Annotated in this window: 11 protein-coding genes; 6 read left to right on the plus strand and 5 right to left on the minus strand. The window is 69.5% G+C overall.

The genetic code is table 11. From position 1 onward, the window contains the following. Positions 1 to 135 precede the first annotated feature (135 nt). Positions 136 to 579 carry a DUF192 domain-containing protein gene (locus JHW41_RS20355; RefSeq protein ID WP_057946363.1) on the plus strand — a complete coding sequence of 148 codons (444 nt, stop codon included), beginning with the start codon at positions 136 to 138 and terminating at the stop codon, positions 577 to 579. Positions 580 to 669: 90 nt separating this feature from the next. Here the strand turns inward: JHW41_RS20355 and JHW41_RS20360 are convergent, their stop codons facing one another. Continuing rightward, complete coding sequence (locus JHW41_RS20360; protein WP_231784013.1) at positions 670 to 894, minus strand: rubredoxin; 225 nt, start codon at positions 892 to 894, stop codon at positions 670 to 672. Between the two features lie 37 nt (positions 895 to 931). Between JHW41_RS20360 and thiE the strand changes: the two genes are divergently transcribed. Then, positions 932 to 1,597 (plus strand): thiamine phosphate synthase, encoded by a 666-nt coding sequence (gene thiE, locus JHW41_RS20365; protein WP_250445177.1) that lies wholly within the window; start codon positions 932 to 934, stop codon positions 1,595 to 1,597. Then, positions 1,590 to 2,873: a glutamate-1-semialdehyde 2,1-aminomutase gene (gene hemL / locus JHW41_RS20370; protein WP_250445179.1), complete on the plus strand. Its 1,284-nt coding sequence runs from the start codon at positions 1,590 to 1,592 to the stop codon at positions 2,871 to 2,873. Before thiE ends, hemL begins: the two co-directional genes overlap by 8 nt. 87 nt (positions 2,874 to 2,960) lie before the next feature. On the opposite strand, the gene JHW41_RS20375 is transcribed toward hemL, so the two are convergent. The 3 genes from JHW41_RS20375 to JHW41_RS20385 all read right to left on the minus strand — a co-directional run bounded on the left by JHW41_RS20375 (position 2,961) and on the right by JHW41_RS20385 (position 6,977). Continuing rightward, on the minus strand, positions 2,961 to 5,063 hold the full coding sequence (locus JHW41_RS20375) for a TonB-dependent siderophore receptor (RefSeq protein ID WP_250445181.1): 2,103 nt from the start codon (positions 5,061 to 5,063) through the stop codon (positions 2,961 to 2,963). Positions 5,064 to 5,305: 242 nt separating this feature from the next. Further along, positions 5,306 to 5,752 (minus strand): HIT family protein, encoded by a 447-nt coding sequence (locus JHW41_RS20380; RefSeq protein ID WP_250445190.1) that lies wholly within the window; start codon positions 5,750 to 5,752, stop codon positions 5,306 to 5,308. A 4-nt stretch (positions 5,753 to 5,756) separates the two neighbouring features. Continuing rightward, positions 5,757 to 6,977 (minus strand): acetylornithine/succinyldiaminopimelate transaminase, encoded by a 1,221-nt coding sequence (locus tag JHW41_RS20385; protein ID WP_057946358.1) that lies wholly within the window; start codon positions 6,975 to 6,977, stop codon positions 5,757 to 5,759. Between the two features lie 135 nt (positions 6,978 to 7,112). Here JHW41_RS20385 and JHW41_RS20390 point away from each other — a divergent pair, with 135 nt between their 5' ends. From JHW41_RS20390 to JHW41_RS20400, 3 genes are all read left to right on the plus strand, one after another. Then, a complete protein-coding gene (locus JHW41_RS20390; RefSeq protein ID WP_057946357.1) occupies positions 7,113 to 7,985 on the plus strand; it encodes an ion transporter in 873 nt (290 codons plus the stop codon). Between the two features lie 49 nt (positions 7,986 to 8,034). Continuing rightward, positions 8,035 to 9,666 (plus strand): M20/M25/M40 family metallo-hydrolase, encoded by a 1,632-nt coding sequence (locus JHW41_RS20395; protein WP_250445192.1) that lies wholly within the window; start codon positions 8,035 to 8,037, stop codon positions 9,664 to 9,666. 562 nt (positions 9,667 to 10,228) lie between these two features. Next, entirely contained in the window at positions 10,229 to 11,500 is a 1,272-nt protein-coding gene (locus JHW41_RS20400) for a DUF3472 domain-containing protein (protein WP_250445194.1), read from the plus strand. Between the two features lie 105 nt (positions 11,501 to 11,605). Here JHW41_RS20400 and JHW41_RS20405 read toward each other — a convergent pair whose 3' ends face one another. Next, positions 11,606 to 12,421, minus strand: coding sequence for an SDR family oxidoreductase (locus JHW41_RS20405; protein WP_057946355.1), 816 nt, complete (start codon positions 12,419 to 12,421; stop codon positions 11,606 to 11,608). Between the last annotated feature and the right edge of the window lie 131 nt (positions 12,422 to 12,552).

The raw sequence follows: 12,552 nt of genomic DNA on the forward strand, positions 1-12,552 counted from the left end.
CGGGCCGCGCATTATGCAGATGCGACCCCGGTTCGGGAAGGGGGCGACGAAAGTATTTTCGGACTGGCGCGTCTTGACGCCGCCGGGGCGCTCGACGATGTTTCGCCGCATCGTCCCGCGCCCAAGGAACCGGCCATGTCGAAAGCGTCCGCACTGCTGGTGTGCTGCCTGTTGGGGCTGGCGGGCTGCGCCGCCAGCGAGGGCCGCAGTTGGGTCGAGGTCGGCGGCGAGCGCTTCCAGGTGGAAGTGGCCAAGACCCGCGAGGAACGCGCGCGCGGATTGATGTTCCGCGACCGGATGCCGGCCGGCGACGGCATGGTGTTCGTGCACGACAGCGAAGACCTGCAGGCCTATTGGATGAAGAACACCAAGATTCCGCTGGACATCCTGTATTTCGACGCGCGGCGGCGGCTGGTGTCGCAGCAACGCAACGTGCCGCCGTGTTCGGCCGGCGACCGCTGCCCGCCTTATCCGAGCGAGGCGCCGGCCAAGTACGTGCTGGAGCTCAACGGCGGGCAGGCGGAGAAGTTGAAGCTGGAGACCGGGGCCGAGATGAAGTTCGGGCCGGGGATCGAGTGAGGGCGTTGCGGCGGTAGGGCGCAGGCGCCGTTATCGAGGATTCGTTGTCGCGACTTGCGTCGCTCCTACAAGGGCTGCGGCGGGAGCGCCTCAGACCTGCATCATCTCGAAGTCGTCCTTGGTGACGCCGCAGTCGGGGCAGGTCCAGGTGTCGGGGACGTCTTCCCAGCGGGTGCCCGCGGCGATGCCCTCTTCCGGCAGGCCCAGCGCCTCGTCGTAGATGAAGCCGCAGACGACGCACATCCAGGTGCGGTAGGCGGTGGTCGCGGCGGTCTCGGACATGGGCGGATAATGAAGGTTCTGCGGAACCCGCATTGTCACACTCCGCCCTCCTCTACGGAAGCCGACCCGAATGCCCCACCACTCCAGGCCCCATCCCGGTCCGTCCCAGGCCCCAGCGCGCGGCCTGTACGCGATCACGCCCGACGAGGCCGACACCGCGCGCCTGCTGGCGCGCACGGCGACGGTGCTCGACGCCGGCGCCGCCTGGTTGCAATACCGCAACAAACTCGCCGACGCCGACTTACGCGAAGCACAGGCTCTCGCGCTGCTGCCGCTGTGCCGCGAACGCGGCGTGCCGCTGATCGTCAACGACGATTGGCGCCTGGCCGCGCGGATCGGCGCCGACGGCGCCCACCTGGGCGAGGACGACGGCGAACTGGCCGCCGCGCGCGCCGCGCTCGGGCCGGACGCGATCCTCGGCGCGTCGTGCTACGACGACATCGCCCCGGCTCGCGCCGCCGCCGCGCACGGCGCCAGCTATGTCGCCTTCGGCGCGTTCTTCCCCTCGCCGACCAAGCCCAACGCGCGCCGCGCCGCGCCGGAGCTGCTGCGGCAGGCCGCGGCGCTGGGCCTGCCGCGGGTGGCGATCGGCGGCATCACCCCGGACAATGCGCGCAGTCTCGTCCGCGCCGGCGCCGACCTGCTGGCGGTGATCAGCGGCGTGTTCGACGCGCCCGATCCGGCCGCCGCCGCGCGCGCCTACCTTTCCTGCTTCGAAGATCCCATCCATGAATAACGCCCGTTCGCACGAACTGTTCACCCGCGCCTCGCAACTGCTGCCCGGCGGCGTCAATTCGCCGGTGCGCGCGTTCAAATCGGTCGGCGGCGAGCCGTTCTTCGCCCAGCGCGCCGAAGGCGCGTACCTGATCGACGTCGACGGCAACCGCTATGTCGACTACGTCGGTTCGTGGGGCCCGATGATCGCCGGCCATGCCCACCCGCAGGTGCTGGCCGCGGTCGAGCGGACCATGCGCGACGGCCTGAGCTTCGGCGTGCCCAATGCGCTGGAAGTGGCGATGGCCGAGGAGATCGTCAAGATCGTGCCGAGCTGCGCGATGGTGCGCATGGTCAACTCCGGCACCGAGGCCACGCTGTCGGCGATCCGGGTCGCGCGCGGCGCCACCGGCCGCAACCGCATCGTCAAGTTCGAAGGCTGCTACCACGGCCACGGCGACAGCTTCCTGGTCAAGGCCGGCAGCGGCGTGATGACCCTGGGCCTGCCGAATTCGCCGGGCGTGCCGTCGGCGCTGGCCGACCTGACCCTGACCTTGCCGTACAACGACTTCGACGCCGCGACGAAACTGTTCGACGAGGTCGGCGGCGAAATCGCCGGCCTGATCATCGAGCCGATCGTCGGCAACGCCAACTGCATCCTGCCGCGCGACGGCTACCTGCAGCACCTGCGCGCGCTGTGCACGCAGCACGGCGCGCTGCTGATCTTCGACGAAGTGATGACCGGTTTCCGCGTCGCGCTCGGCGGCGCGCAGCAGTTGTACGGGATCGAGCCGGACCTGAGCACCTTCGGCAAGATCATCGGCGGCGGCATGCCGGTGGGCGCTTACGGCGGCCGTCGCGAGCTGATGAGCCAGGTCGCGCCGGCCGGGCCGATCTATCAGGCCGGTACGCTCAGCGGCAATCCGGTGGCCATGGCGGCGGGGCTGGCGACGCTGGAACTGATCCAGGCGCCGGGCTTCCACGCCGAACTGGAACGCCGCACCCACACCCTGTGCGACGGGCTGGAAGCGGCCGCGCGCGAGGCCGGCGTGGCCTTCCACACCACCCGCGCGCCGGGCATGTTCGGCCTGTATTTCCGCGAGGGGCCGGTGGAAACCTTCGACGACGCCAAGGCCTCGGACACTGCCAAGTTCAACCGTTTCTTCCACGCCATGCTCGAGCGCGGCGTGTACCTGGCGCCGTCGGCGTTCGAGGCCGGGTTCGTGTCCAGCGCGCACGGCGAAGCGGAAATCGCCCAGACCCTGGAAGCGGCGCGCGCGGCGTTCGCGGCGCTGTAACACCCGCGGCGTCGCCGCTTGCGCGCAAACGAAAGGGCCGGCGAATCGCCGGCCCTTTTTGTATCCGCACCGGCATCGCCGGCGCGCTCAGAACGTGAAGGTCGCGCTCAGCCCGATGTTGCGGCGCGCGCCGAACCAGCAGTCGCCGCGGCCCATGCAGATGCTGAAATAGCGCTTGTCGGTCAGGTTGTTGACGTTGAGCGCCCAGCGCCACGCGCCGGTTTCGTACGACACCATCGCATCGGCCAGGGTCACCGCCGGCGTGGTCGGCGCCGGCGGGCTGTCGAAGGCGCTCATGTAGCGCAGGCCCAAACCGGCAGCGAAACCGTCGTAGCCGCCGAGGCTGAAGCGCTGCTTGCCCCACACCGCGGCCTGGTGGCGCGGGGTGGCTTCGAGCTGCTTGTCGTTGTCGAGGTAGTTGTAGTGCGCGGTGATGTCGAACGAGGACGTCACCTTGCCGGTGACTTCCAGTTCGAGCCCGCTGACCTTGGTCTTGCCGGCCTGAATGTTGACGTTCGGATTGCTCGGGTCCGCGACCAGCCGGTTTTCCTCGCGCAGTTCGTAGGTCGCCGCGGTGAAGCTCAGATCGCGCCCGGTCGGCTCGAACTTGACGCCGGCCTCGACCTGCTCGCCCTTCTTCGGCCGGTAGCGCGCGCCGGTGAGGGCGTTGGTGCCGGCCAGCGGGGTGAAGGATTCGCTGTAGCTCACGTACGGCGACCAGCCGGCCCAGTCGTGGAACATCACCCCGAGGCGCTTGGTGGTGGCGCTGGACTTCTCGTCGGCGGCGCCTTCCAGACCGTTGGTGACGCGGTCGTGGCGCAGGCCGGCGACCACGATCCAGTGCTCGCCGAGCTTCATCTGGTCCTGTAGGTACGCACCGACCTGGCGCTGGCTGGTCTTGACCGGCGTAGGCATCGGCGGCCGCGTGTACGGTACGTAGACCGGGTTGAAGATGTCGATCGGCGGCACCGTGTCGAACATCTGCGCTTCGTCCTGCTTGAAGCGCACCGCGTCCAGCCCGGCCACCATCTGATGCTCGATCGCTCCGGTCTTGAACAGGCCCTCGACGTGCTGGTCGATGTTCTGCATGCGCACGTTGGTCTTGGCGAACCAGCCCTCGCGCGGCAGCAGGCGCTGCTGCGGATCGATGAAGGGATCGGTGGGATTCGCGTACGGATTGCCGTAGGCGCTGACGTAGTCGACCTTGTTGCGCGCGGCGCGGAACGACTGGCGCACGATCCAGTTTTCGTTGAAGCGGTGTTCGAACAGCCAGCCGGCGGTGGTGCGGTCGGTGTCGTAGTGATCGCCGGGGTTGCCTATGTAGCGGCTGGCCGGGATGCGCCCGTTCGGGTTCGGCGCCTGCAGGCCGCTCCAGCCGAAGAACTGCGAGGTCGAGCCGGTGCGATCTTGTTGCCAGCGCAGTTGCAGGGTCAGCGAGGTGTTCTCGCTCGGCTTCCAGGTCAGCGAGGGGGCGAACAGGCGGCGGTTGTCGTCGACCTGGTCGACCTGGGTCTCGCTGTCGCGGTACACGCCGATCAGGCGGTACATCCAGGTGCCGTCGTCGGTCAGCGCGCCGGTGAAATCGGCGTTGGCCTGACGCCGCTCGAAGCTGCCGAGCTGCACGCCGACTTCGCGCCGGGTCTGCGCCTGCGGGCGCTTGCTGACCAGGTTGACGACGCCGGCGGTGCTGCCCTGCCCGAACAGCATCGAGGCCGGGCCGCGCAGCACTTCGATGCGCTCGAGCATGTAGGGATCGGTGCGCGCCGAGCTGGTGTAGTAGTTGAACGAGCTGCGCAGGCCGTCGAGGTATTCGTCGGGCGAACTGCCGCGGATCAGGGTCCAGTCGCCGCGCGAATCCAGGCCGTAGGCTTCCGAACGCACGCCGGCGGCGTAGTTCAGCGCGTCCTGCACGTTGGTCGCGCCCTGGTCGGTCATGCGCTCGCGGGTGATCACGGTGATCGACTGCGGGGTCTCGCCGGTCGGCGTTTCGGTCTTGGTCGCGGTGGCGGCGGTGGCGGCCTTGTAGCCGTCGCCGGCGCTCTGCACGACGACATGGTCGAGGGTGGTGGCCTTGTCGCGTGCGGCCTCGGCCGCGGCGGCGTCGGCTTCGTCCGCGGCGGCGGCCGGCAGGCTCAGGGAAAAGGCGATGGCCAGGGTCAGGGGCGCCAGGGAGAGGCGGCGGCGGGACATGAGGGGAGGCTCCGGAAGGCTACGGCAAACGAGAATTATTATCGTTTGATTCGTGCCCGGGGGTAAAGAGCGGGATTTCCACGGGTTTCGGGCGCGATGCCGTGGCCGCAGCACCCTGCAGGCACGAGCCGCGACCGCGGAGTATCCGTTCACGGCGTACGTCCGAACGCGCGTGGCAGGCGTACCGGCTGCGGGCGGCGTTCGTCGTGGTTGCGTTGGCGCGGTCGCGGCTTGCGCCGCTGCTACAGGGAGGCTTCGGGCAGACGCGCGGCGAGACGCGCGGCGAGCTCGTCGAGAACTGGGCGCGGGCCGGGCGCTGGGATGCCCTTGGGGTACACGCGCATCAGCCCGTCGCCGACCCGGCGCGGCTGCACATGCAAATGCACGTGCGGGACTTCCTGGCCGCCGGCCTCGCCGTTGGATTGCCACAGATTGAGGCCCGGCGGCCCGAATTCGGCGGCGAGCGCGCGCGCCACCCGCACCGCCAGCGCCATCATCCGGCCGGCGGTGGCTTCGTCGAGTTCGTACAGGGTTTCCACGTGCCGGTTCGGCACGATCAGCACGTGGCCTGGAACGGCTTGGCGCAAATCGATGAAGGCAGCCAGATGCTCGTCGCGATGGACGAAGCTCGCCGGGGCGCGCCCGGCGAGCAGTTCGCAGAACACGCAGCGCATCGCCGCCGCACCCATGGGCTCAGCGGCCGAGGAACTGCAGCAGCGCCGCGCGCAGGCGCTGCAGGCCGTCGGCGATGTCGGCATCGCCGATGTTCAGCGCCGGCACGAAGCGCAGCACATCGGGGCCCGCCTGCAGCAGCAGCAGGCCCTGCTCGACGCAGCGGTCGAGGATCTCGCCGGCCTTGCCGGCGTGCTCGTCGCGCAGTTGCGCGCCGATCATCAGGCCGCGACCGCGCACTTCGGAAAACAGGCCCAGCTCGGCGTCGAGCGCGGCGACGCCGGCGCGGATCGCCTGCGCCTGGCGCGCGACATTCGCCATCAGCTCGGGCGAACGCAGCTCTCGCAGCGCCGCGCCGGCCACCGCCGCCGCCAGCGGGTTGCCGCCGAAGGTGGTGCCGTGGGCGCCGAACTGCATCGACTGCGCCGGCTTGGGGCCGACCAGCATCGCGCCGATCGGGAAGCCGCTGCCGAGCGCCTTGGCCAGGGTCACCACGTCGGGCGTCACCTGGTAGGCGTGGCAGGCGAACAACTCGCCGGTGCGGCCCATGCCGCACTGGATCTCATCGAGGATCAGCAGCGCGCCGTGGCGGTCGCACAACTCGCGCAGGCCGCGCAGGAAGGCGTCGCTGGCCGGGGTCACCCCGCCCTCGCCCTGCACCGGCTCGACCAGCACCGCGCACACCGCGCCGTCGGCCATCGCCGCCTCGGCCGCGGCGAGGTCGTTGAACTCGCTGTAGCGGAAGCCCGGCGGCAGCGGCTCGAAACCCTCGTGGTACTTGGGCTGAGCGGTGGCGGTGACCGCGGCCAGGGTGCGGCCGTGGAAGCTGCCGCGGAAGCTCAGGACGACGCGGCGCTCGGGTTCGCGGCCCTCGCCGGTGGCCCACTTGCGCGCGAGCTTGATCGCCGCCTCGTTGGCCTCGGCGCCGGAGTTGCACAGGAACACCCGCTCGGCGAAGCCCGACGCCGACACCAGTTGTTCGGCCAGCCGCAGCGGCGGTTCGCTGACGAACACGTTGCTGGTGTGCCACAGCTTGCCGGCCTGCTCGGTCAGCGCCGCGACCAACGCCGGATGGGCGTGGCCGAGCGCGTTGACCGCGATGCCGGCGCCGAAATCGACGTATTCGCGGCCGTCCAGGTCCCACACCCGCGAGCCTTTGCCGTGGTCGAGCACGATCCGGCGCGGGCGGTAGACGGGCAGGTAGTAGCGCTCGGAAAGGGCGTACAGCGAGGCGGTGTCCATGGGCGGCGGGGCATGCGGAGGGGAAGAGAACCGCCATTGTCGCAGGTCGCCACGGCGGGTGCAGGCCCGCCGGCGGCATCACGCCGCGCTGCGCGGCAGCGGGCACAATGGCCGGCCTGCGAGGAGAGGACAGGCATGCGACTTCTGCTGGACCCGCAACTCAATCCGGCCGCCGAATCGGGCTGGCGGCGGCGCTGGTTCGACATCATCCACCGCCACGACACCCCGCCGTCGCGCAATTTCGACCTGCTGCTGATCGCGCTGATCCTGGCCAGCGTGCTGGTGATCATGGGCGACAGCGTGCCGCGCTTCCACGCGCGCTGGTCGTCGTGGCTGTACGGGCTGGAGTGGATCTTCACCGTGCTGTTCACCATCGAATACGGCCTGCGCCTGGCGGTGGTGCGCCGGCCGTGGCGCTATGCGTTGAGCAGTTGGGGCCTGATCGACCTGCTGTCGATCCTGCCGACCTACCTGTCGCTGCTGATCCCGGGCAGCCAGAGCCTGCTGGTGGTGCGGGTGCTGCGCATGCTGCGGCTGTTCCGCATCCTCAAGCTGACCCAGTACGTCGAGGAAGGCGGCATGCTGGTCGGCGCGCTGTGGCGCAGCCGGCGCAAGATCTTCGTGTTCATCAGCGCGGTGCTGACCGTGGTGGTGATCTTCGGCGCGCTGATGTACGTGGTCGAAGGGCCGGAACACGGCTTCACCAGCATTCCCACCGGCATGTACTGGGCGATCGTGACCATGGCCACGGTCGGCTTCGGCGACATCGCGCCGGGCACGCCGCTGGGACGCTTCATCGCCTCGGTGCTGATCCTGATCGGCTACAGCGTGATCGCGGTCCCGACCGGCATCTACACCGCCGAACTGGCCAGCAGCCTGCGCGAAGCCAGCCACGAACGCGGCCACCTCGACCGCCGCGGCTGCCCGCAGTGCGGCCTGGAAGGGCACGACCCGGAAGCGCTGTTCTGCCGCAATTGCGGGCATCATCTGCCCACGCCCATGGGCTAGCCGCGCGCGGCGGCCCGGGCCGACACCGTCCACGCCGAGGGGAAACGCCATGCGCCGTCGCCGTACCGCTGTGCCGTCGTCCGCCACACCGCTGTCCGCGAGCCTGCCGTACGCGAGTCTGCTGTCCGCGAGCCTGTTGTCCGCCGCGCTGCTGTGCGCCCTGCCCGCCCGGGCCGCGCCGCCGAAGATCGCCATCGCCGAGACCGCCGCGTTCGACGCGGCCTCGGTCGCGCCGTTCGCCGGCGATTACGCCGATGTCTACGCCTACCTGGGCAAGCAGCGCGAGCACAACCTCGCCCAGCTGCAGCGCTGGGTGCGCCAGCCTTCGATCAGCGCGCAGAACAAGGGCATCGCGCAGATGGCCGAGCTGCTGCGCGCGGACCTGCAGCAGTTGGGCTTTCGCGACACCGCGCTGGTGCCGACCTCGGGCCATCCGGGCGTGTACGGTTATCTCGACGCCGGCGCCGAACACACGCTGGTGGTCTACATGATGTACGACGTGCAGCCGATCGAGCCGACCGGCTGGAAGGTCGACGCGTTCGCCGGTTCGCTGGTCGACGAGCCGGGCCTGGGCAAGGTGCTGATGGCGCGCGGCGCGACCAACCAGAAAGGCCCGCAACGCGCCTTCCTCAACGCGCTGGAGGCGGTGATCAAGACCCGCGGCAAGCCACCGGTGAACCTGATCGTGCTGGCCGAAGGCGAGGAGGAACTGGGCTCGCCGCACTATCCCGAAGTGGTAGCCAAGTACGCCGACACCCTGCGCAAGGCCGACGGCGTGTTCTTCCCGATGAACACCCAGGGCCGCGACGGCGAGGCCTCGATGTTCCTCGGAGTCAAGGGCATCGTCTACATGGAGCTGGAAGCCAAGGGCAACGCCGGCAGCGGCGGCCCACAGCGCTCGGAAGTGCACGGCTCGCTCGCGGCCAAGCTCGACTCGCCGAGCTGGCGGCTGGTGCAGGCGTTGGCGACGCTGACCGGGCCCGACGGCGAGATCGCCGTGCCCGGCTACCGCGACGCGATCCGCGCGCCCAACCGCGAAGAACAGCAGTTGTTCAACGGCATCGTGCGCGGACGCGAGGCCGATGCCGCCAAGCAGCTCGAATCGCTGGGCGCGGCGCGCTGGAAGAACGGCCGCGACTACCGCGACGCGACCGCGGCGGAACTGTTCGACACCACGCTCAATATCGACGGTCTGGTCGCCGGTTACACCGGCGAAGGGGTCAAGACCATCCTGCCGCACCGCGCGGTGGCCAAGGTCGATTCGCGGCTGGTGCCCGACCAGACCCCGGACCAGGCGCTGGCGCTGATCCGCAAGCGGCTCGACGACAAGGGTTTCCAGGATGTCGAGATCCGCAAGCTGTCGGGCTATCCGCCGGCGCAGACCTCGGTGACCGCGCCGCTGACCCAGGCCGCGCTGAGCGTCTACCGCAAGTACGGCCAGACCCCGCCGGTGGCGCCGCGCATCGGCGGCAGCGCGCCGTACTACGTGTTCACCCAGACCCTGGGCCTGCCGATGATTTCCGGCGGCCTCGGCCACGGCAGCGGCGCGCACGCGCCGAACGAATACATGGTGGTGGAGCCGGCCGCGGGCTCGAAGGTCGCCAGCCTGGAACAGGTGGAACGGTTCTACGTGGACCTGCTGTATTCGCTGTCGGATGCGTTGAAGCGGCCGAAGCCGTAACGCGATGAAGCGCGGCGGCCGGCGGCTCGACAGGCGCCGGCCGTGCGCGCGGCGGCGGCGGCCGACATGAAGGCCGGACGCGTCCGCGTGCATCGCTTCGCAAAACACCTGAGAAGTGCCGCGCCACCGCCTCGACGGACGCCACGCCGGCGAGCGTCATTCCAGCGAAAGTCGGAATCCATTTCGGCTTTCGCTTTAACGCACCGCATCGCGAACGCGCCGCCGAAAACCGCGCCGCCGTTCGCCGCAACGAAAGCCCGCGCGCCTCGCAGCTTTCGCTTTGCCGCGGCACCGCGAGCTCCGCACCGCGCGTTTCCGGCCTTTTTCCCTGTTGCCGACGCGCCCGGAAACTTTCACGGCGCGTTTGTTTGCGACGCTAATCCGCGCCGGCATTGGCGCGCGGATTTACACGCCCGCGAGCGCATTGACGCTGCCGAGAAAGCGACGGATTAATCGCCGCCGCCGTCTTCGCCGCGCTCGCGCCGCCGATGCGGCGACAAGGTTCCAGGCGATCCGCGCAACGCCGCCCCGCGGCGATCACTCCCGCTCCCGGAGAACGACCATGCGACATCCCGCTTCATGGCTCCTGCTGTCCCTCGCGTTGCTGTCCGGCGCCGCGCTCGCGCAAACCAAGACGGTGGTGCCGTTGGGCGGCAACGCCTTCATCACCCGTCCCGCCCCGGCCCGGGAGGAACTGGTGGACGACACCGGCCTGCACAACTGGAGCTCGAACCGGGCCGTCGCCAGCGTGTACTTCTACGTCAAGCAGCCCGGCCAACTCGACCTGGGCCTGATCGGCGCCTTGAACGGCGCGACCCGCAGCACGGTCGAGGTCAGCGTCGAGGGCCAGCGCCGGTTCGCGCTGCTGTCCAGCGGCGCGAGCACGTTCCCGGTCGGCCGCTTCCGCGTGTCGCGCCCCGGCTACGTCAAGGTCGACCTGCGCGGCGTGCGCAGCGACGGCGATTACTACGGCGACATCAGCGGATTGGAAGTCGGCGGCAACGCCGCGTCCGCGGGCCTGGTGTTCGCCGACGATCCCGCCAATTTCTACTGGTCGCGACGTGGGCCGTCGGGTCACCTGGGCTTCTCGGTGCCGGCCGACACTGAGTATTTCTACAGCGAAGTCACCGTGCCCAAGGGCCACGACCACATCGGTTCGTACTTCATGGCCAACGGCTTCAACGGCGGCTATTCCGGTATCCAGGTCAATTCGGCCAGCGAACGGCGGGTGTTGTTCTCGGTGTGGGATTCGCCAACCGGCAAGACCACCTTGCTGAAGAAAGGCGCGGACGTGATCGCGCAGGACTTCGGCGGCGAAGGCACCGGCGGCCAGAGCTTCCTGCGCTACGACTGGAAGTCCGGCCAGACCTATCGCTTCATCACCCGCGCGCATCCGGACGAACACGGCAGCACCCTGTATTCGGCGTGGTTCGGCCTGCCCTGCGCGAACGGCCGCCGCGATTGTCCGTGGAAGTTCATCGCCACCTGGAAGTACGACGGCGCCTCGACTTATCAGAAGGGCGTGTATTCCTTCATCGAGTGCTTCAACCCCGACCTGGGCTATCTGGACCGCAGGGCGTGGTACGGCAACCAGTGGGCGGTCAGCAACACCGGCGCCTGGACCGAGATCACCTCCGCGCGCTTCACGGTCGATGCCACCGCCAGCAACCGCCAGCGCCTGGACATCACCGGCGGCGCGGTCGCGCCGGCGTTCTATCTGCGCAATACCGGCTTTTTCAGCCGCGCGGAAACGCCCGGGACGACCATCGTCCGCCAGCGTTCGCACCAGCGGCCGAACGTGAACCTGGCGGCGTTGCCCGAGCCTTCGCCGTAAGCGAAGCGGCATCGGCGAAACGCTTCGGCATCGGCGAAAAGCCCCGCATTCGCGGGGCTTTTTGTCGGTCGCGGGTTTATTCGCCGGTTTGTCGGCGCGGGCAGTTCAGAGGAACAAGTCCGGCAGCAGCGGCTTGCCGGGCTCGACCGCGTATTGCGCGAAGTCGCTGACGCCGGCTTCCTTCAATACGTCTTCGTCGATCAGGAAGCGGCCGTAGAAGTCCTGGGCCGGGCGCACCAGCACTTCGCGGACCGCGTCGGCGACGATTTGCGGTTTGCGGCAGCGGTCGAGGGGGACGCCGGGGATCATGTTCAGAGCGTCGGTGGCGATGATGGTCTTCGGCCAGAGGGCGTTGATCGCTACTCCGGTTGGACCGAACTCGCCGGCCAGGCCCAGGGTCACGAAGCTCATGCCCATCTTCGCCAGGGTGTAGCCGGTGTGCGGCGCCCACCACTTCGGGTCCAGGCTCGGCGGCGGCGCCAGGGTCAGGATGTGCGGGTTGGCGGCCTGGCGCAGGTACGGTAGGCAGGCCTGCGCGCACAGGAAGCTGCCGCGCGCGTTGACCTGCTGCATCAGGTCGAAGCGCTTCATCGGCGTGTCGAGCGCGCCGCGCAGCCAGATCGCGCTGGCGTTGTTGACCAGGATGTCGAGCCCGCCGAACGCGTCGACGGTGGCGGCCACCGCCGCGTTGACCTCGTCTTCCTCGCGGATGTCGCACTTCAGCGCGAGCGCGCGGCCGCCGGCGGCCTCGACCTCGGCGGCGACACTGTGGATGGTGCCCGGCAGCTTGGGATTGGCCACCGCCGACTTGGCCGCGATGGCGATGTTGGCGCCGTCGCGCGCGGCGCGCAGCGCGATCTCGCGGCCGATGCCGCGCGAGGCGCCGGTGATGAAGAGGGTTTTGCCTTGGAGTGTGGACATGGGCGGCCTGAGATCGAAAGGGATGGGATCGAAGGGAACGCGCTCGGCGCGGGCGTCGCCCTCATCCTAATACCAAGCCGCGGGCGCCGCCGTTATCGGCGCCGCATCGCGCTCGCCTGCGCTCGGTTGGC

This window comes from Lysobacter enzymogenes, assembly GCF_023617245.1.
GTDB classification, from domain to species: Bacteria; Pseudomonadota; Gammaproteobacteria; order Xanthomonadales; family Xanthomonadaceae; genus Lysobacter; species Lysobacter yananisis.

Bases quoted from the DNA above. Each gene is read 5' to 3' on its own strand.
- JHW41_RS20355 (WP_057946363.1), top strand. From the start codon at position 136: ATGTCGAAAGCGTCCGCACTGCTGGTGTGCTGCCTGTTGGGGCTGGCG.
- JHW41_RS20360 (WP_231784013.1), bottom strand. From the start codon at position 894: ATGCGGGTTCCGCAGAACCTTCATTATCCGCCCATGTCCGAGACCGCC.
- thiE (WP_250445177.1), top strand. From the start codon at position 932: ATGCCCCACCACTCCAGGCCCCATCCCGGTCCGTCCCAGGCCCCAGCG.
- hemL (WP_250445179.1), top strand. From the start codon at position 1,590: ATGAATAACGCCCGTTCGCACGAACTGTTCACCCGCGCCTCGCAACTG.
- JHW41_RS20375 (WP_250445181.1), bottom strand. From the start codon at position 5,063: ATGTCCCGCCGCCGCCTCTCCCTGGCGCCCCTGACCCTGGCCATCGCC.
- JHW41_RS20380 (WP_250445190.1), bottom strand. From the start codon at position 5,752: ATGGGTGCGGCGGCGATGCGCTGCGTGTTCTGCGAACTGCTCGCCGGG.
- JHW41_RS20385 (WP_057946358.1), bottom strand. From the start codon at position 6,977: ATGGACACCGCCTCGCTGTACGCCCTTTCCGAGCGCTACTACCTGCCC.
- JHW41_RS20390 (WP_057946357.1), top strand. From the start codon at position 7,113: ATGCGACTTCTGCTGGACCCGCAACTCAATCCGGCCGCCGAATCGGGC.
- JHW41_RS20395 (WP_250445192.1), top strand. From the start codon at position 8,035: ATGCGCCGTCGCCGTACCGCTGTGCCGTCGTCCGCCACACCGCTGTCC.
- JHW41_RS20400 (WP_250445194.1), top strand. From the start codon at position 10,229: ATGCGACATCCCGCTTCATGGCTCCTGCTGTCCCTCGCGTTGCTGTCC.
- JHW41_RS20405 (WP_057946355.1), bottom strand. From the start codon at position 12,421: ATGTCCACACTCCAAGGCAAAACCCTCTTCATCACCGGCGCCTCGCGC.